This window comes from Azospirillum himalayense (genome assembly GCF_042657465.1).
Classification (GTDB): Bacteria; Pseudomonadota; Alphaproteobacteria; order Azospirillales; family Azospirillaceae; genus Azospirillum; species Azospirillum himalayense.
The window spans coordinates 63891-81222 of record NZ_JBHSLC010000081.1 but is presented as its reverse complement, the minus strand read 5'-3'; the positions used below and the strand labels follow the sequence as shown (position 1 = coordinate 81222).

Sequence of the window (17332 nt, the reverse complement as noted above, 5' to 3'; positions counted from 1 at the left end):
TTCCTTCCTATACGCTGGGCGTGACGCCGGTCAGGTGCCGGAGCATGCAGTGGGCCTCGTTCAGCATCTCCTCGGTGGCCAAGCGCCAGGCATGATCCACTTCGGCCGGGCTGCTACCGGTCTTCCCGCTGGTCTGATGGAGGAAGTGGGTCATGCGCTCGCCGTGGCTGGCGTCGCTGATGTCGTCCAGGGTCAATGCCATGGTGTCAGATCCCCTTAAGGCGCAGTTGCTGCTCGTCTCGGACCCAGCGCCGGCCATCCCAGAAGATCGGCCCGCCGACCATGTCGCGCCACCGATGCGCCCAACCGCCCGGCGTGTAGTGCCACGCCTCGACCGTTGCGGTGAGGCCGTCTACCATCTCCAGGTCAGCGACAACGGTGCGCCGTCGCCCGGTACCGTCGAAGCTTGCGGCCAGGACGCGGCGGAAGGAAGGCGGGACGCCCGGCGGGAGCACGGCGCGCAGCACGGCGGTGATGGTGGTGACCGGGTCAGGCATCCTCGAACTCCTCCGGATCGCCGATGACCACGGAGATGCCGGCGCGCACCCGGCGGCAGACGCCGCCCTCCCGCGGGGTGAGCACGGCGGTGATGTCGAGGAACTGACCAGATAGGCCGGCCTCGGCCATAGCCTTGAGAAGCGCCAGGGCGGCGGCTTCAACGGCGGGATCGTGGCGACGCGCCTCGGCCTCTGTGATCGGAAGGCTGGGGCGGCTCATGCTGCGATTCCGACGGCGGTGACGAACGCCTCATCCGGCACCTCGAAAAGGCCCTGCGCGCCGCGCCAAGGAACCGGCGCCGGAAGGGCGCGGACATCGTCCAGTTCCCAGGCCCAGCGGCCCGGGGAGAAGTCGCCGAAGTGGCCCCATTCCTCCATGGATCGGGATTCCGTCCGGTGCGCGGCGACCAGCACGGCGGTGCCGAGCAAGCAGCCACGCGGAATGTCGACCAGCTTCTCGAACCGCTGGCGCAGCGCGACACGGAATGCTTCGTCACAGGCAAACTCAGGTCCCCCGGCGTCCCGGTCGCGAATGTAGGCCTGCAACCCTTCCAGGTCCGCCTTGTTCTTCGCGGCGTGGATGCCGATGCGCTGGCCGATCAGCCGGGCCGGCGGCGCCCAGTGGCGCGTCTCATGCAGCTTGAAGGGGCGCCCGGTGGCGGGGTTGAGGATGAACAGCAGGGAGCCGTGCGGCTGCCAGAGGGAGATCGTCTTCATGGCTGGTCCTCCGTCGGGACGGTGTCGGCGCTCCCGGCGGCCGTCAAAGGGGCCTGTCCGGTTGCGCCCCTGCTTACCCCCTCCTCGCAATGGCGTGGGCCGCCGACGAGAACCAATCTCGGCTTATGAACGCTGTCTACGACATTGCCCCCAACCCCGCCGGAAATGGCTGGATGGTCATCGACACCACGACCGGCGACGTCGCCCGCGTCGGGGACCGGGAGATGTCCTCGCTCAGCATTGAGGACGCCGACGACTTGGCCGACCTGCTCAACCACCTGGAGCGGATCAAGCGCGCCAGGATGCATTGACGCTTCCCTGAAGGCACCAACCTGAATGCTGCACTCCGCAGGGTCGTCCATCGCGGCTGCGACGATGGAGGCAGCGCGCGACAGGCCTGCGATTTTGCCGATCAGCATGTCGGTCACTCCGGGAAGCTGCGCAGCGTCTTCGCGGGCAGCACCGGCAAGCGTCATGATGTCCTTGAACGTCCGGAGCAGTTTTGCCTCTGCCGCGGCGACGGCATCGGCGCCCTTCCAGTTGTCCGCCTTTCCCGAAGTGGCGATGGCCAGCACACCGCTGGTCGGTACGTCGGCCGGCCGCCAGACGCAGCCGCAGTCGGCACAGAGATGGCTCCGGTGGGGCGGGTTGGTCCAGCCGGCCGTCTCGTCCGGCGCGTCGATATGCTGAAGGCCGCAGCGTGGACAGAACAGCAGCATGGGGAGTGGCGCAGGGCTCGCAAGGGCGGCGGGGCCATCGTCAGCGGCTGTGGCCGCCGGAAGCGCATCATCGGTGATGAACTGGGGCATGTCGTTTCCTGGTGCTGATTGGGGGCAGGGCTTGGAATGGCGGTCACTCCGCCGGCAGCAGGCCCATGCTCACGGCGTCACGGTGGAAAGAGGCGAGGTGGAGCCCGTCGAAGAAGCCGGTGATGCCGACGCCTTGCGCGTCAGCTTCGGCTTGGAGCCGCAGGCGCTCCTGCGCGTAGAAGCGGACCACTGCTTCACGGCAGGCCATGCGATAGACGTCGTCCTCGAACGGGTCGGCATCAGGTGCAAGCGCGTGTGCGGGGTAGTTCGGATCGGGCAGCTTCAGCCCGTGCAGTTTGGCGCGGAGCGCGAGGCGACGACGATACTTCGCCCAGCGCACCGGGTCGCGGCGCTCCCAGGGCTCTTGCCGAAGCCCGCCGTCCGCGATCGTCTCCAGCTCGGAGACAGAGAGCGGCGCCTTCCAGGCCCCTAGTTCCACCACCTCCGCCATCACCGTCGCGAAGGCGCCGCACTTCAGGCAGAAGCAGCCGCCGTTGGTGTAGGTGCTGACGCGAGCACCCCGCCGCCGACCGCGGCGACTGTGCGAGCCGGAACCGGCCCCGTCGTCACGCGGATCATCGCGTGGTTTCAGCCGGCGCGCCCGCGTCCACCGGTGGCCGCCGGTCGTGTGGCAGGCGTGCTGGCGCTGCCACTGGCTGAAGCAATCCGCTTCCGCCTCCTCGACGGTCTTCCCTTCACCGCGCAGGTAACCGCCGCTGCCGTCGTTGGGAAAGGCCTCGAAGAACGCGGTGCCGTAGGAACCGGTTTCGGAGAGGACGACGCCCTTGCCGCCCCATTGCACCAGGCAGTCATCGGGCCATGCGCGGAGAGGGCGCCAGGGGTCATTGGCGTGTTGGGGAGCGATGCGGGGCATGTTCGGGTCCTCAGCCATAGATGAAGCGGCGGCGCTTTCCGTCGCTGTCGGTGGCGGCGCACCAGCGCGATAGCGGGCCGAAGCTGTCCTGCTCGCCCATCGAGAAGCTGATGTCGGTGAACCCGCGCCGTTCAAGCGCCGGACGAAGGATCTGCTCTTCGCCCTCTTCCCATTCCTCGAACACGAAGGTCGCGGCATCGGCGCCGAGGAAGTCGAGCAGGTCGACAGCCTCAGCTTCCTCGCGCTCGCGCTGTTCACGGGCGGCGCGGGCGGCGGTACAGCGCTCAACCTCTCCCGGCTCAACGGGCAGCTTGGAGTCCTCAACGGGGATCTCGGCGAAGATGTCCAGGCCCATCTTCTTGAACCGTTCCGCATCCGACTTGCCGCCGTAGGCGGGGTTCGTGCTTGCTGGGTCTCCACCGTCGTAGGACAGAACCTCTCGTCCGGTTTTCCGGTCGGTCCACACCACGTCGCAGGTATATCGGTCAGGCTGGTCGTAGCGCTTCACGTAGCGGCGCACGAACTTGGGTTCGGTCATGGTCAGTTCCTCGCAGCCGAGGCCGGCTGCATGTTGGCGATGTCGGAGGGGTCGAATTCGCCGGCATGCACCCGCAGGATGATGTCGCGGAGATGCGCGGCGATGAGGTGGGGCGCCATGGTCTCCGCAAGCACTGCAACGGCCATTTCCAGGCAGGAGGCGGCGAATATGAACGAGGAGATGTCGCGCTCCGCCTCCATCACGGTGCGCATTACCGAAAGGCAGGACCACAGGGTTTCGGCGGCTTCCTGCGTCGGGAACTGGAGGTCATCGACCAAGTTGCCGGTGCCGGCCTCCTGCAGCGTGGCCTCGGCGAACTGGTAGGCCTGGATTGCCGCGACTACCGCGGCGCGCGTGCTGCCGGTTTCCGCCATCGTCTCTGTGAAGGCGGCTTCAGCGCATGCGATCGGGGAGACGGAAGGCTTCATGCTGCTCCTCCGAAGAGGTCGCCGGTGACGCCGCTGCTTGCCGCCGGCTGCTGACGGGCGACATGACGAAGGCGCGGAAAGGGCAGGGGAGTTGGGTTGGCGAGCTTGATGGTCGTCCTCGCTTCCCTGGTGAGGCCGAACACATAGGCGAAGTTGCCTGGGTGCTTTACGCGCCGAAATGTCGGCTCGCGTAGCACCCGCCGCAGCCAATCAGAGGGCTCTTCACCTGGGCGTCGTGCGTCGGCCCCGGTCGCTATGATCTGGCGCTCGGCATAGGCGTGCCCGCGTTCCTGCATGCGGATCTTCGACAATGCTCGCGGGCTCACCACCTGACCATTGCGGTCGATCCAGAGCCAACGCGCGGCGGCGCGGCCGGCGAAGGTGGCGTTGTGGGCCTGATATATCTGGCCGACATGGGCGGGCTTCGTGAGCTCGCCTCCAGCCGTGGTACGCTCCATTGGGTCGGCGTAGGAAAGCACCGCGGCGACACCCTTCTCGGCGCGCAGGATCGGCAATGCGCGCCGAAGGAACCACGTTTCGCCGTTGAAGGCCACCTCCGGCGTGCAAACGAACCGGCCCAGCTCGACGCCGTTCACAGGCGACAACCCGGTGTAGCGCGTGATCGCGGCCCCCTGCATCGGCACGCTGAAGACGGCAACCCCGACCAGTGCGGCCGGAGCGACGCCGGTCTTGCGATAGAGGCCGATCGAAAGCCGCGCAGCCGGGAAGCTGCCGCTGTAATGGTGCCGGCACACGAGATCGCGGGCGGCCCGTTCCTCGGCGATGTCCACTCCGAACTCGGCGGGCCGGAACAGATCACGGCTCTCCGGCGGCGCCCAGCGTTCGCGGCGGTTCTGCCAACGCTTGTCGAAGATGGTGGGCTGGGGAATGTCGCCGTGCGGCAGGCTGACTTTCATCACTGCCTACTCCGCCGCCTCGAAGATCGACCGCCGCACACCGACCCGTGGCACGAACCGCACACCCGCCGCGTCGATCTCCATGAGCTGCTTGTTGCAGGCCAGCCAGAGGACGGAGTCCACGGCGGCGATCCGGTCACCTGTTGCCGCCGCCAGCCCGGCGCACAGGGATTGACAGGCGGGGAACAGCCGGGCAGCGGGCGTCTTCTCCGGCAGCCCGGCCAGCCGGGCCAGCCAGATATCTGGTTTGCAGACGTCGAAGCCGACGTTCTTGGCGAGCTGGTACTTCGTGATGGCGCCGACGAAGGGAATGGCGCCGCACCATTCCAGCATCGCGTCGACATCGCCCGTGGTATGGACCGCCTGGAACGCGGCGAAGTCCGCATCGCGCTCCATCCACGCCCGGTCGATGGCGGCGGCTTTGGCGCGATAGCCGAAAGCGGTCACCGCGGGCTGGCCGGCGCGGAGAGCGGCGAACACCCGCTTCTCCAGCGTCCGCGCCGCCTGGGCGGAGCGCCCCGCGCAGAGGATGATCCAGATGATGTCGCTGCCAAGGTGCTCCGCCGTTTCCGGTGGCACGATGGTCTGCGCCCATTCGTAGTTCTCGGGCCCGTCCGGATCGTTGGCCAGCAGCCAGTCGCGGATCTCGATGTACAGGGCACGGGAGACGCGGACGGTCTCTGCCGGGGTCATCGGACTACGCCTCCTACCAAGTTCGCCCGCTGGCGGAACGCCACCAGCACTGCGCCGGCAGCGAGCGTCATCCACAGCTTGCCCACCACCTGTCCGCCGATGAAGTCGAGCGAACCGAAGGCCAGGCAAAGAAAGACGGCGCTGTCGATCACGGAACCGGCCAGCCCAGACAAGGTGACAGCCAGAGCCAGACCGCGCCGTCGCAGCGGGGTGTAGACGGCGAGGTCGGCCATCTCGGAAAGCATGAAGGCCATGGCACTGGCGAGAACCAGCGGTCCCGGCGCGAATAGGCCGGCCAGGAGGGTGCCGACAGCTATCGCGGTAATGGTCCAGCGGCGCCCCAGGCACTCCTGCACCATGTCCCGTAGCACCAGCGCGGCGCCGATCATCAGAACGCCCGATGGCGCGGCGAGACCGGGAGCTACCGGGATCAAGCACGGCCCGTGCGGAACGCAGGTCGTACCGACGTTGCCAATGAGCCAGTTGGCCGCAGGAATGGTGGTGGCAAAAGCGGCGAGCGCCGCGAAACCGATGGGGCGGTTCATGCTGCGAAACCTTGTGGGTGGGCGCCGCCGAGTTGGAGCGACGGTTCGCGGTTGAGTTCGTCCAGCCAACTGACGAGGCGCGGAACGTTGAAATCGGGGGCTGGGGCGAGGAAGGTGCCGTCAACGCTGGTGCAGCCCCACATGGACCCGGTGCGCAGTCGCTTCCTGCTGTTCACGCGGCCCATGTGCACGGGCTTGCCTCGGCGCCGGGCTTCGGCGGTGATGATCCGGGAGGCGTCGGAGAGCTTCCACCGGGTGCAGCCGCCGAGGAACAGCACGTCGAAGGCGTCCCACTCGACCTCCATGTCCTCGATCCCGTTCTGCGCGACGAGTGCAGCCGGGTAGCCGGCCGCGCGGATCAGCGGCAGCACCGGCGCTGAACGCTCCCAAGTAGCCACGGCGTCGGCGACAACGTCGGGCGCCACCGCGAATAGGCAGGTCGGAAGGAACACCGACATGCTGGCGAGCCATCGCAGGTAACGCTCCAGCCGGAAGCCAGCAGGATCGGTGAAGCAGGCATTGTCCGCCGCCCATGGTGTCGTGGTCAGCTCCGGCCGGTTGCCCATGGCTGGAGTGAGGATCACGCCAAGATCAGGACGCGGCTCCCGAAGCAGGTCTGTTCGTTGCCCGAAAATTGCTGGATGCACGACGCCGCTCAGATAGACCGTCCTCGGTGCGGAGGAGGCCGCCGGAAACGCGCAGGCGATCCCATCGGAACGGAGCATTGGCGGATTCTGGGCTGTGATTGAGTGCCAAAGAATACCGGCGTGTATCTCGGCCTAACAACACATCATCGGCCTCAAATTTTAAAATATCCGCGCGAATTTCATTTTCAGAAATTGGAATTCTGCGAAATGACCGGGTTGACGATGTTGCTTACGCGATTTCATATCTCCGCTCACGAGACATCGATATCCGCGCCCTCTAGGGCGCCGAACCATTCAGCGTACAGGAGAGCGGCATGGCCGACTTCAAGAAGGGCGACCGCGTGTCGTTCAAGCCCGGCCCGAAGGCCAAGGACAACGTGACCGCCACCGTCAGCGCCATCGAGGGCGCCTTCCTGGTCACCATGGGCGACGACGGCAAGGAACGCCGGGTCCGTCCCGGCGCCTGCACCGCGGCGCCGGCCAAGCAGGCGGCCTGAACGGGAACAGGTTCGCCCCACCACGGGGCAACAAGTCGAGGTCGCGGGTTCGACTCCCGCCGCCGCCCTGAGCGCAGGCAACGCGATGATGGGATCAACGGCGTAGCTCAGATGCCGGGAGAACCGGACGCCGATCGCAGGATCGGGACGGCCCGGCAGCGGGAGAGCGTGGTACCCGGCCCGTGAGGGTGTGCCCCGGGGAGCCAACGGGCAAGAGGAGGTCGGTCGAGATTCAACGGGCTGCTGTGCCCGTGCCGACAGCCCAAGCCGGAGGGAGCCGGCACCTGATGCGGGGTAGAGCAGAGGTAGCTCGGGAGTCTCATAATCTCCAGGTCGGCGGTTCAAGTCCGTCCCCCGTGAGCGCCTGAATTCCACCTTCGGCGCCCGCTTGCGCCGTGCTCCGGCGGTGAACACGCTGCGCCACCTGTTCGTGACCCTTGATCCCGATGCCCTGGAAGCCGCCTTCCGCCACCACGCCCGGCACTTGGATAAAGCGACAGCGCCGACGGGCAAGCGCACGATTGCACTGGACGGCAAGACGCTGCGCGGCAGCTTCGACCATCTGCACGACCGCACCACCGCGCACGTGCTCAGCGCGTTCGCCAGTGACGCGGCGCTGATCCTAGCGCACCGCGATGTCGCCGCCGCACCGGAGGAGATTGGCGGCGTGCAGGCGCTGATCGCTGACCTCGGGGTCAATGGCGTGCTCTTCACCGCCGATGCCCTCCATTGTCAAAAAGCACCTTTACCCATGCCGCCGCGAGCGGCAACGCCCTGCTGGTCCGGGTGAAGGGGAACCAGCCCAGCCTGCATGAGGCGCTGAGCACCCTGTGCCGCTCCCAGCCCCCCATTGATGTCCTGGAGACGACGGATCGCCGCCGTCATGGCCGTCAGGAGCACCGGCGGGTCGAGGTGTTCGCGGCGGGCGACGCCCTCGTTGCGGAGTGGAAGCCGCACGTCGCCTGCGTGGTGCGGGTGTCGCGCCTGACCTACCTGAAGGACACGCGCTCGGGGCTGTGGCCGACCCGCGAGGAGATCGGCCTCTACGCTTGTCAGATCCTCCTCGATGCCCCAACCACCGCCCGGAGCATCCGCTCTCATTGGGGCATCGAAAACCGGGCGCATCACGTCCGTGACGTCACGATGGGGGAGGATGCCAGCCGCATCCGCCAGCAGCCCGGCATCATCGCTCGCTTCCGCTCCTTCGCCCTCAACATCCTGCGTGCCAACGGTGTCAAGAACGTCCGCCAGACCCTCTACGCCAATGCCCTCAGCCTCGAGCGCCTGCTCGCCCTCGGAACCTCATGAGCAGAACTGCAATAGCCATGCCTTCCAGGGCGCCTCAGCGGGAAGAGCCGCCCACGGACCGATCACGTAAAGTTCATATCGGCCCAGTAGGTTTCACCGATTCTGCAACGATACATTCCCCGCGACAAAACCACCGCATACAGGGTCGTTTTGATGAAATGCTCACAGTGGAAGGAACTTGTCAGATCCCATATTGTACATAAGCGCGTCGAGTCGATAATGGCGAGGTCAGGCCTTAAATTGCCTACGAGCCTCCGCTTTCCTGTCTTCTTGTTATTATAGAGATTGGACGCCTCCTCTGCATAATACCGCATATTGTTGTAAACAAAATCCTCAATGGTCTGACCCAAAATATCCTCGGATATGACCCCGTACGACTTCATTGGGCGATTCACAAAAATTAGCCAGTCATTGTTTTGCCCTACCTTGCGTAACTCTTCAGTTACAAGCTTATCAAGCTTTCTTCCGGCTTCGGTGCGGTCCGCCACATCGTCTGACTGACTGCCAATCAGTTGGTGTCGGTCAGATGCAGTAAGCTGAGAGGCCGCCGCACGCACCACGGATTCTATATCGACACGCAGTCCCGCGGATGCGGGGACGCTGCCTGGAATGACAGGACGCGCCCCTTTCTTGAAGCTCAGACTTTCTGAACTCATGCTCACCTCCTGCACGTTCGGCTTTCCAGTCCATAGCTTGACTGCGCGGATACGTTTTCCAAGTTATCCGGATTTTAGTGGGTCGGCCTCGTCAGTTCACAGCGCCCGCCTCCCGATCCAGTAATGAGCCCGGTCGGAAGCCCGTAGGCGGGCGCACTCGAATGCGAGTAGACGGCGCCGTTCTCAGGCAATGCCCATTGAACAGAGTCAACGAAAAGCGATCTGGCAACCCCAATATTGCCGTCCTGCTCTGGATCGTTCAAGAAAACGACGTCAATATCATCGTCCACCCCCGTCAGGACGACGGCATGACCATAGCTGTCCTGCTTTGCCTCAGGGATGTTTTGCCACCCCACTCTTGGCTTATTCACCCAGAACAGCACCGGACCATACCCTTTCAGGAGCGTGGTAAAATCGGTCGGTCTTTTTTGATTGGGACGAGCCAAATCAACAGGGGTCAAAGCCCATTCCCAGCAAAAGCTTCGTATCTCCTCCCTTCCCCACATTCCGAAATTGTCGCTGTAGGCACGCTGCCCGACCCGCCCAAGGTTCCAACCAGGATCTTTTCCGTAATAGGCGAGAACCATACGCGCACTCGCGTGCCAGCAATTGTAACGAAGTTCCTGCCCAATGAACGGGATACTAAGCGTGACGAGCGCCATCTCGCCCCCCTCCTGCCGCTGAAGCACACACGAATACTGGCAGAGGATTTAACATCAGCCAACAAGCTGATTGGAAATGTCCGCTTTCCCTAAGGACATACTTTCTATCGGGCTAGGGCCGGCGGCTATCGGCGGTATTGGTGACCTCCAGGGAAAGGGCCTTATGCATTCAGCAGCATGGCCGGAAATGGCGACTTCGAAATTGTTTCTGTTGGCGGACATGGCCACGTTCACGCTGTCTGGAGAACTGCATGGCCCTGCAGTTGGGAGAGCGCCCGCTTTGCAAGCAGGAGGTCGTCGGTTCGATCCCGACAGGCTCCACTTGTGCCATCTCGCATTGCGATCCATATCGATGGATACTGTAGCGCCAATATTGGCGAACAGCTTCAATGCAGGAGATATGTCATGTCAAAGGGGGAATTACTCATTGGCATTTTTGTCGATGAAGGAGATCGATACGAATATGCACGAAAATCCTACGAGATCAAAGACATTGGGGTGGTTCCGGCCGTTGGCGACATAATCGTCGAACCCGGCGTGATGCAAGGCCTTAATAGAGAAGAACCAACCAACCGGTTGGTGTATGAAGTACAATCCCGATACTTCTTGCCCGCTGAAGCCGATGGGTCGCCTCCTAAAATTTGTTTGGTGGTAAAGGAAAGAAAAGGCCGCGACAAAGAAATTAACGTTCTTGGGGATTGACCTTGCTTATGAGGGCTGCCCAGCACTGATTGGGCGGCCCTTTGGCGATCAGCCGCCATACGCCTCTTCCCGCAAATGTGCCGGCAGTCGCACCAGCAACGCTCGCGCCGCCTCCGTCTTCGCTGTGGCCTTTGTGCTGCCCGTGCCCGCCGTTTCCCGCACGTCACCGTCCGTCTTGGTGACATGCACCGTGCACCGATGCTGCGGCTTGGTCAGATCCCCAAACGTGGCGAACTCGTAGACGGGCAGTGGAATCCGGTGCTTCTGGCACCACTCTTGAAGCTGGCTGATCGGATTCGGTCCCGCCGGTGATGGCCCTGCGGTCTGGACACGCACGGCCACCGCCTCGTCCGCGGGCAACAGCGGCAGCACCGCGAGCGCAGCGGCCTTCTCCGCCACCTTCTTGCTCCCGCCTGCTCCGGTGCCGCGGGCGATCAGCCCCTCGGGACCCCTCACCTCCACCACGGAGGTGAAGTTTGGCGCATGAGACGGGCCAGTCGGCGGAAGCTCGGTGAACGCCACCTCCCAGCGGCGCTTGACCGCGACCTCGTTGAGCAAGAACCCCTTCGGATCGGAGGGGAGAGGGGCCGATCCGGAACCTGTCGGTATTGCCTCCAACGTGGCTGCGGCGACCGGCTGTTCCGGCTTTCCCAGCATCGACGCGCTGACGCCGCCAGCGGGCGCCTCATGGCCGAGAATGCGCCGGATCAGCGAGAACATGACGAGTTGCACGGCGACACGACGTTCCGGCCCTTCCCGCTGGCTGATGAAGGTCTCGCCTTCGATCTCGACGGTCCCCTCGGCAACGTGCCGGATGGCATGCAGCGGTCCGGCCTGCCGATGCCTGAAGGTGACCGCTGGCCAACCCTCTACCGTGATGAAGCGATTCCACATGGCTGCTGCAGCGGCGGGGTTCTCCTCCAGCCAAAGATAGATTCGCTCCACCGTTGCCGCCCCGAGCACATGACCGGCATCCACCAGCGCGACGGTGATGTCTTGGGGCGAGAGATGGCCGCCTTCCAGCCGGCGCTGAAGGGCCGCCCTGATGGCGTTCAGCGGTACGGTGCCATCATCACCTCGCTCGGCAGCGATGCGCAGCAGCTGGCGGAACTCCGCGGCCGCCAGCGTGTCGAAGCGGCGGCGGGTGAGGGAGCGCTGCGCGGCCCGGTAGACCGATGCCTTGAAACCCTCTCGCTTTGCCGCCCGCGCTTCCTCCTCGATGCTGTTGCAGGTGCTGGCGATCTCCGTGAGCTTCTCGTGACTGTAGGGTGCCCCGGCTCGATCCATGGCCGCCAGGAGCGCCCGCTGGTTCACGAGGTCGGCATAGCGGCGCAGCGGTGACGTGACGTGGCAGTAGGCCGCCGCAGCCAGCCCGAAGTGCCCAAGGCATTCCGAACCGATGCTGGCCCGCCCCAACGGGCCTGCCAGTGTTCTGAACGCAAGCGCCGAATGGCGGCTGCCACTCGCGGCGGCCAGCAGCTCACTGAGCTTGGAACGGTCCCCGGTCGGAAGCTCCCGAGGGGCGTGGTTGCGGAACAGGATAGGGACGCTATGGGCGCGCGCATGCTCCGCCGCCGCGGTGTTCGTCAGGATCATCATCTCCTGGACGATGATCTGGCCGAGGTGTGCCCGGTCGCCCTCGATGCGCTGAAGCTGCCCTTCCTCGGTGGTCATCCAGCCGGATCGGAGGTCGAACAGCGCCAGAGCGCCGGCACGCCTCCGGGCATCTAGTAGCGCTTCCGCGACCTCCCATGCCAGGGCCAGCATCTGGTGATGGGCAGCCCCCTTGGTGCGGACAGCGGTTTCAGCATCAGCGTAGGTCAGGCGACCGGAGGACACAAAGGTGACCCGCCGGATTTCGAAACCGGTCACCGTCAGTTTGCTGTCGAGCGCCATGTCGAAGGCGATGCCCGGTAGCGGGCCGTCTGGCAACAAGCTGGCTCGTTCCGTCACGTCGTCGGGCAGCATCGCCTCCCTGACGCGCTCCCCCGCATAGCGCGTGAAGGCGCGCTCCGCTGCGCCGTGATCGGCTGGGCCGCCAATCGGCACGGCGAAGGACAGATCCGGGACCGTGACGGTGAGGCGCAGCCCGTGGGCATGCTCCTCAAGGTGAATCGCATCGTCCAGGTCCAGAGAGGTTGGCCCGTCGATGGTGATGCCGCGCTGGATCGACAGATCAGTGTTCATCACGCGGCCTCCGGAACCCGCTCTCTTACCATGCACGGCACACAAGGATGCTCATCATGGACCCGCCCGTCCAGTTCCCGCCGACGGGCATCTCTGGTGCCATGATCCTCGAACCACCATGACCCGACGGCCGGCGGCGGCTGAACCTCGCCGCTGTGGATTGGATGCCAGGAGAAACCGCCGTCCCTGTCCATGGCGCAGAGCCGTTCCCGCTTCAGCGTCAGTTCCACGGCGTCGGACGCGTCCACCACCCACTCGTCCGGGTCGGCGTTCAGGCCGTGCTTCTGGGCGACGTAGAGCCGTTTCCACGCCGTGTCTTCGTCCGGATAGACCGGCGCCGCCGGCCACCACCGCCCCCACTGCTTGAAATGGAACGGCACCGGGCCGTTCGCTCCGCCGACCGCGCACTGGTCTCGGACGCCCCGCACCCAATCCGGGTGAAGCGGGCGTTCCCGCCCGATGCTCTCCCCACCGACAATGGCCCAGGCCCGCCGGCCCAGGTCGAGGAACTCCCGCGGCAGGACGATCGGCCCCAGCATCGGCTCCATCGAGATGCCCCAGGCGCCGGCATCCACCGCCAGCAGCTTGTGCATGTCGCGGTTCACCTCATCCTGGTTGACCATCGTCGCCATGATGACGCAGCGGTCCTTAATCTCGTCCCAGAACGGTGGAAGCATCCCCGGCGCGTTGCCGATGCGCTTGGACAGCAGGAGCCAGATCAGCCAGGGCGTCGCGCGGATCAGCTCGAACAGGCGCTCCCGCGCGCCCGGCGGCGCCTTCTTGTCCCAGACGTCGGCCCAGGATGCGCAGAAGACGAAACGGTGGATGCCGTCCTTTTCCGCCAGCCGGTTCCAGCGGAGCGGGTTCGCCCAGGTGGCATCGCTGACCGTCTGCCGGACGGCGTGCGGCCCCCAGAGGTCGCGCTTCAAGCGCTGGTCATTGAACGCCTCGGCGTAACAGTTTGCGCATCCCGGCCCGACCTTCTCGCAGCCGATCCATGGATTCATCGTGTAGCCGGGGATGATGCGGTCACCGACGCGACGGTGCGTCCAGGAGATTTCGGTTTCGGCCATGGTGGCACCTATGCGGTGGTGAGGTTGAACAAGATGGGAAGCTGCGGGTCTGGCCCACGCTTCAGCGCGGCGCGCTCGGCAGCCTCGCGGGCGGACTTGGCCTTGTGACAGGGGCGGCAGAGAGTCTGAAGGTTGTCGATCGACCAGAAGCGGATCTGCTCATCCCAAGGCAGGGAGCGGTCCACCTTCCAGAGCGGAACGATGTGATCGGCCTCCCATTCCACCCAGGCCGGTAGCCGTTCAAGAATCCCCTGTGACGCCGGCGCGCGTCGAAACCACGTCGAGTTGGCGATGCACCGGTATCCGGGTCGATCCAGCGCTTCATGACACGGACGACCTCCCAGCCGTAGAAAGGGGGAGTCGGGTCGTCCTGCATGGCCCAGAACATGGCACGCTCGGCGTTCGCGCCGCAGCCGGCGCAAAGCCCGTAGTCCCGCTTTCCCACAAAGAGCCGCTGCGCCTTGCTGCTGACGGCGATGGCGTAGGCCGTTAAGCAGTCCTCATGCCACCAGCCCCCGACGCTGTATTCGCTGTGGGCTGGGGGGATCACTGTCCCGTTGGTTCCCCCGCACCATCGGCAGGCCGGCTCGACGGCGTCCAAGTGAGGAAGCGGAGGGAGGCGAACGGCATTTGCTTTGCTGGTCATCGGCGATCAGCGGGGAACGAACAGGTGCTTGCCGAGCCCCACGGCCATCAGCGCTGTTCCGGTGGCGTCCGGAGCGACCTGCCAGGGCAGCCAGCCGAAGACGAGGAACGCGCACCACAGCAGGGAGGCATTGGTGGCCTTGATCCACAGGCCGGCATACAGGATGCCGATGGTGAAGTAGGCGACCGCCGCCCAACGCATGAACCTCTTCATCCTCCAGGTGCTCCGAGCTGCTATCCGTTCGCAATGAAGCCTACAATTACTGGCTTGTTGGTCGAAGAGATGGCGCAAATCGAAATCCAATTTGCTTGGCGTGATTTCGACAATAAAAAAGAATTGCCGCATACCGACGTACTTTGAGCGAAATCAAGCATGCGTATATTCTGCGCATCATTAACCCGCCATCTAAGAGGCTCCTATGTCGCTCGGCACCCCCGCGGTGAGCGCCGCCGCGCGCCCGCATGATCCGCTTTCGTCTCCACGCCTCCCCGATCAGGTCACCCTTCAGCATGGCCCCCGTGACCTTCTGTTCGCCTTCTTCCTGGTCGCCGACCGGTTGGCGCGGGAACGGGGCGTGCGCCTCTCGGTCAGCACCGACTTCGACGAGCTGCTGGCCGTGAACCGGGAGAACCGGGCATCATGGGAATCCCTGCTCCCCGCTGTGGACCCCCGCTATCACCGCTTCGGCCCCGACGAGGCATTCTGGCTCCGCGGCGTCGATGCCGCCGGGCGGGTGGTTCTCACCAGGGCTTGCCGGCGCGTGGATCTCGGAAGCGGGAACCTGCACGACGAAATGACCTCGCTGCGCCTGTTCTATGACCCGCGCATCGGTGGCGGGGCCCCCGACGAGCTGCTGTTCTGCGACTGCCCGTCGGCACACCAGCTTCACGGCCTGATCTCTTTCCAGGCCGGCGGCTGGCACCATCCGGACTATCGCAGCAAGGGTCTTTCCGCGATCTCGTCTCGCATCGTGAAGGCGCTGGCGCTGACCATGTGGGACGTCCGGGAGTGGATCAGCCTGGTCGACGACCCGCTGGTCCCGCACCTCCTCCCGGCCTACGGCGTCACCACCGCGGAGCCGGGCATCGAGTGGCGCCGGTACGGGGAGACCGTCCGCATGCACATGCTCCGGATGACCGTGGCTGAGCTTCTCCCGAACCTCACGCTGTTCCTGGAACGGCATGGTGAAAACCAACCGCATGGCGCTGCGTGACGCTGGTGATGATGGTCCGGCGCTTGGCGCCGTCACGCACCGTCCATGGCAGCAGAAGCTGCCGGTAGCGGAGCCGTGACGGTGCCAAGCGCCTGTCCAGGCGCAGGCTGGCGTTGATCCAGTTCACCGCAGGCATCTCGCCCTCGATGCTCCGGCGGTACAGGTCGGAGACGAAGGCGGCATAGTCGGGGTCCGGCTGGCCGTCATCGATCTTGCCGATCATCTCATGGCGCCAACGCTCCCCGAAGGCCGTGATCCCGTCGCCGATGTGGATGAAGGCGAAACCGGTCCCCTGGCCGCCTGCTGGGCACAGGGCGACGGCCCGGGCCCAGGCTCCGGTTTCGCGCAGCCGTTCAATGCTGCCGACGTTCAGTTCGCCGGCGGAATCTCTCCAGGTCTGGAATGCGGCGCGCATGTGGCCCTCGGCGGCGTGCATCCCCTCCGACACCGCCTCGAACATCGAGGACATATGGGCGCCGGTCAGGTCGAGCAGGCCGTCGATTGCTGCCATGGGCGACCCGTAACTCGCGAACCGCCATGCGCCATCGGTGAAGGTGGACAGGGTGACGGGGCCGTCCTCCATGTTGGCGATGATGCCGCAGGCAACCTCGATGGCGGCTGACGAGGCCCCATCCGGCCGCAGGCGGATCGTTCGGGCCCGAAGCTGGATGGCGCCGCGATTTCGAACCGCGTACCCGGCCAGATCGAAATCCGGGTTCTCGTAGCCCATGTGGCGGGGCAAGTCGGAGGTTCGGACTTGGCGCCCGGTCTCCAGGATCACGACATCGCGGGCAGGCGCCGGCGGCGTTTGCAATGAGGCTGTGGAGGATGCCGTGGGAGCGCCGCGCTCCGTCGAAGGTAGTCCAGGCCCGTCACCCTGGGGGAATGCCCGCTGCGCCAGCGGTGCCACCGCGAACAGCAGGATTGCCGCGGCGGCCTGCTGGTCGAGCCCGACCTGACCAGCCGCAATGGTCAGCCCCGCCGCGGCGCCGAGCGTGCTGGTCAGCAAGGCGTAGGAGCGGGCCGCCCTGGCCTTCTCCCCGGCCAGCAGGTCGCGGCTCGGCCATCTGAACGACAGGGTTCTGCGTTCCCGTGCGACGGGCTTTCGAGCTTCCTTGCGGAGAACTGGAAGGCGGGGAGCGGGCATCGGTGACTCCGTTGCTTCTTCGATCGTTGGTCCAAGGCGTTCTCCTGCCGCCCAGTGCCGGGCGTACTGGTCAGGCTCGGCGCACAGGTGCACGCCGGTTGTCGTGCTTGGCGCCGTCGCCAGTCAGGCTGCTGAACTTGCTGTTCCGCCAGCAGCCGGAATCCGCCTTGTCCAGGGTGTCCCAGAGCCCCTTGTTGATCGGGCGCTCGGAGGCGCGGGCGTAGGCCCCGCCGACCTTCACCATCTCCGCGGCGAAAGAGGTATTGGCCTTAAGGCGCCCCACCCACTCCGCCTTGGTCGGGGCCGGGACCGGAGCGGGGGAGATTGCAGGGGTTGGGGGCGGGGCAGTCGGAGCGGTGATCTCGGGCGTCCGGAGGAGGATGGCCTTGACCGCGGCGGAGCTTGCCCGCTTCAGCCCGCGCTCTTCCATCATGTCGCAAATATCGACGTACAGCCGGTCCAGTTCGCGGTCGTCCAGGCCCTCGGCATACGCGACGGCTTCTTGGTAATCCTCCGTTCCTTCCACGCAGTAGCCGCAGGGCGGGGCGCCGAGATGGCAGGTGCATTCGCCCATGG

Annotated in this window: 25 protein-coding genes and 1 tRNA gene; 6 read left to right on the top strand and 20 right to left on the bottom strand. The window is 65.4% G+C overall.

Translation table 11 applies throughout. The features are described 5' to 3' along the window. Positions 1-7: 7 nt before the first annotated feature. The 12 genes from ACFPMG_RS24360 to ACFPMG_RS24305 are packed head-to-tail and all read right to left on the bottom strand — an operon-like array spanning position 8 to position 6743. Entirely contained in the window at positions 8-202 is a 195-nt protein-coding gene (locus tag ACFPMG_RS24360; RefSeq protein ID WP_376997820.1) for a hypothetical protein, read from the bottom strand. A 4-nt stretch (positions 203-206) separates the two neighbouring features. Further along, positions 207-497, bottom strand: coding sequence for a hypothetical protein (locus tag ACFPMG_RS24355; RefSeq protein WP_376997819.1), 291 nt, complete (start codon positions 495-497; stop codon positions 207-209). Next, positions 490-717: a hypothetical protein gene (locus tag ACFPMG_RS24350; protein ID WP_376997818.1), complete on the bottom strand. Its 228-nt coding sequence runs from the start codon at positions 715-717 to the stop codon at positions 490-492. The genes ACFPMG_RS24355 and ACFPMG_RS24350 overlap by 8 nt, the downstream gene beginning before the upstream one ends. After that, the gene (locus ACFPMG_RS24345; protein ID WP_376997817.1) at positions 714-1214 is read right to left on the bottom strand and encodes an ASCH domain-containing protein; all 501 of its coding nucleotides are present in this window, start codon (positions 1212-1214) and stop codon (positions 714-716) included. The genes ACFPMG_RS24350 and ACFPMG_RS24345 overlap by 4 nt, the downstream gene beginning before the upstream one ends. Beyond that, positions 1211-2023, bottom strand: coding sequence for a hypothetical protein (locus ACFPMG_RS24340; protein ID WP_376997816.1), 813 nt, complete (start codon positions 2021-2023; stop codon positions 1211-1213). Before ACFPMG_RS24340 ends, ACFPMG_RS24345 begins: the two co-directional genes overlap by 4 nt. 43 nt (positions 2024-2066) lie before the next feature. Then, a complete protein-coding gene (locus ACFPMG_RS24335) occupies positions 2067-2897 on the bottom strand; it encodes a hypothetical protein (protein ID WP_376997815.1) in 831 nt (276 codons plus the stop codon). A gap of 10 nt (positions 2898-2907) precedes the next feature. Beyond that, a complete protein-coding gene (locus tag ACFPMG_RS24330; protein ID WP_376997814.1) occupies positions 2908-3435 on the bottom strand; it encodes a hypothetical protein in 528 nt (175 codons plus the stop codon). A gap of 2 nt (positions 3436-3437) precedes the next feature. Next, positions 3438-3863 carry a hypothetical protein gene (locus tag ACFPMG_RS24325; RefSeq protein WP_376997813.1) on the bottom strand — a complete coding sequence of 142 codons (426 nt, stop codon included), beginning with the start codon at positions 3861-3863 and terminating at the stop codon, positions 3438-3440. Next, entirely contained in the window at positions 3860-4780 is a 921-nt protein-coding gene (locus tag ACFPMG_RS24320; protein WP_376997812.1) for a Mom family adenine methylcarbamoylation protein, read from the bottom strand. The genes ACFPMG_RS24325 and ACFPMG_RS24320 overlap by 4 nt, the downstream gene beginning before the upstream one ends. Before the next feature lie 6 nt (positions 4781-4786). Beyond that, the gene (locus ACFPMG_RS24315) at positions 4787-5473 is read right to left on the bottom strand and encodes a hypothetical protein (RefSeq protein ID WP_376997811.1); all 687 of its coding nucleotides are present in this window, start codon (positions 5471-5473) and stop codon (positions 4787-4789) included. Further along, a complete protein-coding gene (locus ACFPMG_RS24310; RefSeq protein WP_376997810.1) occupies positions 5470-6018 on the bottom strand; it encodes a VUT family protein in 549 nt (182 codons plus the stop codon). Before ACFPMG_RS24310 ends, ACFPMG_RS24315 begins: the two co-directional genes overlap by 4 nt. Then, a complete protein-coding gene (locus tag ACFPMG_RS24305) occupies positions 6015-6743 on the bottom strand; it encodes a hypothetical protein (RefSeq protein WP_376997809.1) in 729 nt (242 codons plus the stop codon). The genes ACFPMG_RS24310 and ACFPMG_RS24305 overlap by 4 nt, the downstream gene beginning before the upstream one ends. A gap of 236 nt (positions 6744-6979) precedes the next feature. Between ACFPMG_RS24305 and ACFPMG_RS24300 the strand changes: the two genes are divergently transcribed. The 4 genes from ACFPMG_RS24300 to ACFPMG_RS24285 all read left to right on the top strand — a co-directional run bounded on the left by ACFPMG_RS24300 (position 6980) and on the right by ACFPMG_RS24285 (position 8470). Beyond that, on the top strand, positions 6980-7162 hold the full coding sequence (locus tag ACFPMG_RS24300; protein ID WP_174450759.1) for a hypothetical protein: 183 nt from the start codon (positions 6980-6982) through the stop codon (positions 7160-7162). A 288-nt stretch (positions 7163-7450) separates the two neighbouring features. After that, positions 7451-7522: transfer RNA gene (locus ACFPMG_RS24295), tRNA-Met, on the top strand. Between the two features lie 46 nt (positions 7523-7568). Next, positions 7569-7952: an ISAs1 family transposase gene (locus ACFPMG_RS24290; protein WP_376997807.1), complete on the top strand. Its 384-nt coding sequence runs from the start codon at positions 7569-7571 to the stop codon at positions 7950-7952. Further along, positions 7892-8470: an ISAs1 family transposase gene (locus ACFPMG_RS24285; RefSeq protein WP_376997806.1), complete on the top strand. Its 579-nt coding sequence runs from the start codon at positions 7892-7894 to the stop codon at positions 8468-8470. Before ACFPMG_RS24290 ends, ACFPMG_RS24285 begins: the two co-directional genes overlap by 61 nt. 62 nt (positions 8471-8532) lie before the next feature. On the opposite strand, the gene ACFPMG_RS24280 is transcribed toward ACFPMG_RS24285, so the two are convergent. Further along, on the bottom strand, positions 8533-9126 hold the full coding sequence (locus tag ACFPMG_RS24280) for a hypothetical protein (protein WP_376997804.1): 594 nt from the start codon (positions 9124-9126) through the stop codon (positions 8533-8535). A gap of 74 nt (positions 9127-9200) precedes the next feature. Then, entirely contained in the window at positions 9201-9788 is a 588-nt protein-coding gene (locus ACFPMG_RS24275) for a C39 family peptidase (RefSeq protein ID WP_376997802.1), read from the bottom strand. A gap of 405 nt (positions 9789-10193) precedes the next feature. Between ACFPMG_RS24275 and ACFPMG_RS24270 the strand changes: the two genes are divergently transcribed. Next, positions 10194-10490: a hypothetical protein gene (locus ACFPMG_RS24270; RefSeq protein ID WP_376997801.1), complete on the top strand. Its 297-nt coding sequence runs from the start codon at positions 10194-10196 to the stop codon at positions 10488-10490. Positions 10491-10538: 48 nt separating this feature from the next. On the opposite strand, the gene ACFPMG_RS24265 is transcribed toward ACFPMG_RS24270, so the two are convergent. From ACFPMG_RS24265 to ACFPMG_RS24250, 4 genes are all read right to left on the bottom strand, one after another. Then, positions 10539-12677: an RNB domain-containing ribonuclease gene (locus ACFPMG_RS24265; protein WP_376997800.1), complete on the bottom strand. Its 2139-nt coding sequence runs from the start codon at positions 12675-12677 to the stop codon at positions 10539-10541. Next, complete coding sequence (locus tag ACFPMG_RS24260; RefSeq protein WP_376997799.1) at positions 12677-13750, bottom strand: DUF5131 family protein; 1074 nt, start codon at positions 13748-13750, stop codon at positions 12677-12679. The genes ACFPMG_RS24265 and ACFPMG_RS24260 overlap by 1 nt, the downstream gene beginning before the upstream one ends. Before the next feature lie 8 nt (positions 13751-13758). Then, positions 13759-13974, bottom strand: coding sequence for an HNH endonuclease (locus tag ACFPMG_RS24255; protein ID WP_376997798.1), 216 nt, complete (start codon positions 13972-13974; stop codon positions 13759-13761). A 428-nt stretch (positions 13975-14402) separates the two neighbouring features. Beyond that, positions 14403-14609 (bottom strand): hypothetical protein, encoded by a 207-nt coding sequence (locus ACFPMG_RS24250; RefSeq protein ID WP_376997797.1) that lies wholly within the window; start codon positions 14607-14609, stop codon positions 14403-14405. 205 nt (positions 14610-14814) lie between these two features. On the opposite strand from ACFPMG_RS24250, the gene ACFPMG_RS24245 reads away from it, so the two are divergent. Next, positions 14815-15609 carry a hypothetical protein gene (locus ACFPMG_RS24245; protein WP_376997796.1) on the top strand — a complete coding sequence of 265 codons (795 nt, stop codon included), beginning with the start codon at positions 14815-14817 and terminating at the stop codon, positions 15607-15609. Here the strand turns inward: ACFPMG_RS24245 and ACFPMG_RS24240 are convergent. Together ACFPMG_RS24240 and ACFPMG_RS24235 are read right to left on the bottom strand one after the other, a co-directional pair. Continuing rightward, positions 15557-16756 carry a hypothetical protein gene (locus ACFPMG_RS24240; RefSeq protein WP_376997795.1) on the bottom strand — a complete coding sequence of 400 codons (1200 nt, stop codon included), beginning with the start codon at positions 16754-16756 and terminating at the stop codon, positions 15557-15559. The genes ACFPMG_RS24245 and ACFPMG_RS24240 overlap by 53 nt on opposite strands. Before the next feature lie 70 nt (positions 16757-16826). Then, on the bottom strand, positions 16827-17330 hold the full coding sequence (locus ACFPMG_RS24235) for a hypothetical protein (RefSeq protein ID WP_376997794.1): 504 nt from the start codon (positions 17328-17330) through the stop codon (positions 16827-16829). Positions 17331-17332: the final 2 nt, after the last annotated feature.

Bases quoted from the DNA above. Each gene is read 5' to 3' on its own strand.
- ACFPMG_RS24360 (WP_376997820.1), bottom strand. From the start codon at position 202: ATGGCATTGACCCTGGACGACATCAGCGACGCCAGCCACGGCGAGCGC.
- ACFPMG_RS24355 (WP_376997819.1), bottom strand. From the start codon at position 497: ATGCCTGACCCGGTCACCACCATCACCGCCGTGCTGCGCGCCGTGCTC.
- ACFPMG_RS24350 (WP_376997818.1), bottom strand. From the start codon at position 717: ATGAGCCGCCCCAGCCTTCCGATCACAGAGGCCGAGGCGCGTCGCCAC.
- ACFPMG_RS24345 (WP_376997817.1), bottom strand. From the start codon at position 1,214: ATGAAGACGATCTCCCTCTGGCAGCCGCACGGCTCCCTGCTGTTCATC.
- ACFPMG_RS24340 (WP_376997816.1), bottom strand. From the start codon at position 2,023: ATGCCCCAGTTCATCACCGATGATGCGCTTCCGGCGGCCACAGCCGCT.
- ACFPMG_RS24335 (WP_376997815.1), bottom strand. From the start codon at position 2,897: ATGCCCCGCATCGCTCCCCAACACGCCAATGACCCCTGGCGCCCTCTC.
- ACFPMG_RS24330 (WP_376997814.1), bottom strand. From the start codon at position 3,435: ATGACCGAACCCAAGTTCGTGCGCCGCTACGTGAAGCGCTACGACCAG.
- ACFPMG_RS24325 (WP_376997813.1), bottom strand. From the start codon at position 3,863: ATGAAGCCTTCCGTCTCCCCGATCGCATGCGCTGAAGCCGCCTTCACA.
- ACFPMG_RS24320 (WP_376997812.1), bottom strand. From the start codon at position 4,780: ATGAAAGTCAGCCTGCCGCACGGCGACATTCCCCAGCCCACCATCTTC.
- ACFPMG_RS24315 (WP_376997811.1), bottom strand. From the start codon at position 5,473: ATGACCCCGGCAGAGACCGTCCGCGTCTCCCGTGCCCTGTACATCGAG.
- ACFPMG_RS24310 (WP_376997810.1), bottom strand. From the start codon at position 6,018: ATGAACCGCCCCATCGGTTTCGCGGCGCTCGCCGCTTTTGCCACCACC.
- ACFPMG_RS24305 (WP_376997809.1), bottom strand. From the start codon at position 6,743: ATGCTCCGTTCCGATGGGATCGCCTGCGCGTTTCCGGCGGCCTCCTCC.
- ACFPMG_RS24300 (WP_174450759.1), top strand. From the start codon at position 6,980: ATGGCCGACTTCAAGAAGGGCGACCGCGTGTCGTTCAAGCCCGGCCCG.
- ACFPMG_RS24280 (WP_376997804.1), bottom strand. From the start codon at position 9,126: ATGAGTTCAGAAAGTCTGAGCTTCAAGAAAGGGGCGCGTCCTGTCATT.
- ACFPMG_RS24275 (WP_376997802.1), bottom strand. From the start codon at position 9,788: ATGGCGCTCGTCACGCTTAGTATCCCGTTCATTGGGCAGGAACTTCGT.
- ACFPMG_RS24270 (WP_376997801.1), top strand. From the start codon at position 10,194: ATGTCAAAGGGGGAATTACTCATTGGCATTTTTGTCGATGAAGGAGAT.
- ACFPMG_RS24265 (WP_376997800.1), bottom strand. From the start codon at position 12,677: ATGAACACTGATCTGTCGATCCAGCGCGGCATCACCATCGACGGGCCA.
- ACFPMG_RS24260 (WP_376997799.1), bottom strand. From the start codon at position 13,750: ATGGCCGAAACCGAAATCTCCTGGACGCACCGTCGCGTCGGTGACCGC.
- ACFPMG_RS24250 (WP_376997797.1), bottom strand. From the start codon at position 14,609: ATGAAGAGGTTCATGCGTTGGGCGGCGGTCGCCTACTTCACCATCGGC.
- ACFPMG_RS24245 (WP_376997796.1), top strand. From the start codon at position 14,815: ATGTCGCTCGGCACCCCCGCGGTGAGCGCCGCCGCGCGCCCGCATGAT.
- ACFPMG_RS24240 (WP_376997795.1), bottom strand. From the start codon at position 16,756: ATGCCCGCTCCCCGCCTTCCAGTTCTCCGCAAGGAAGCTCGAAAGCCC.
- ACFPMG_RS24235 (WP_376997794.1), bottom strand. From the start codon at position 17,330: ATGGGCGAATGCACCTGCCATCTCGGCGCCCCGCCCTGCGGCTACTGC.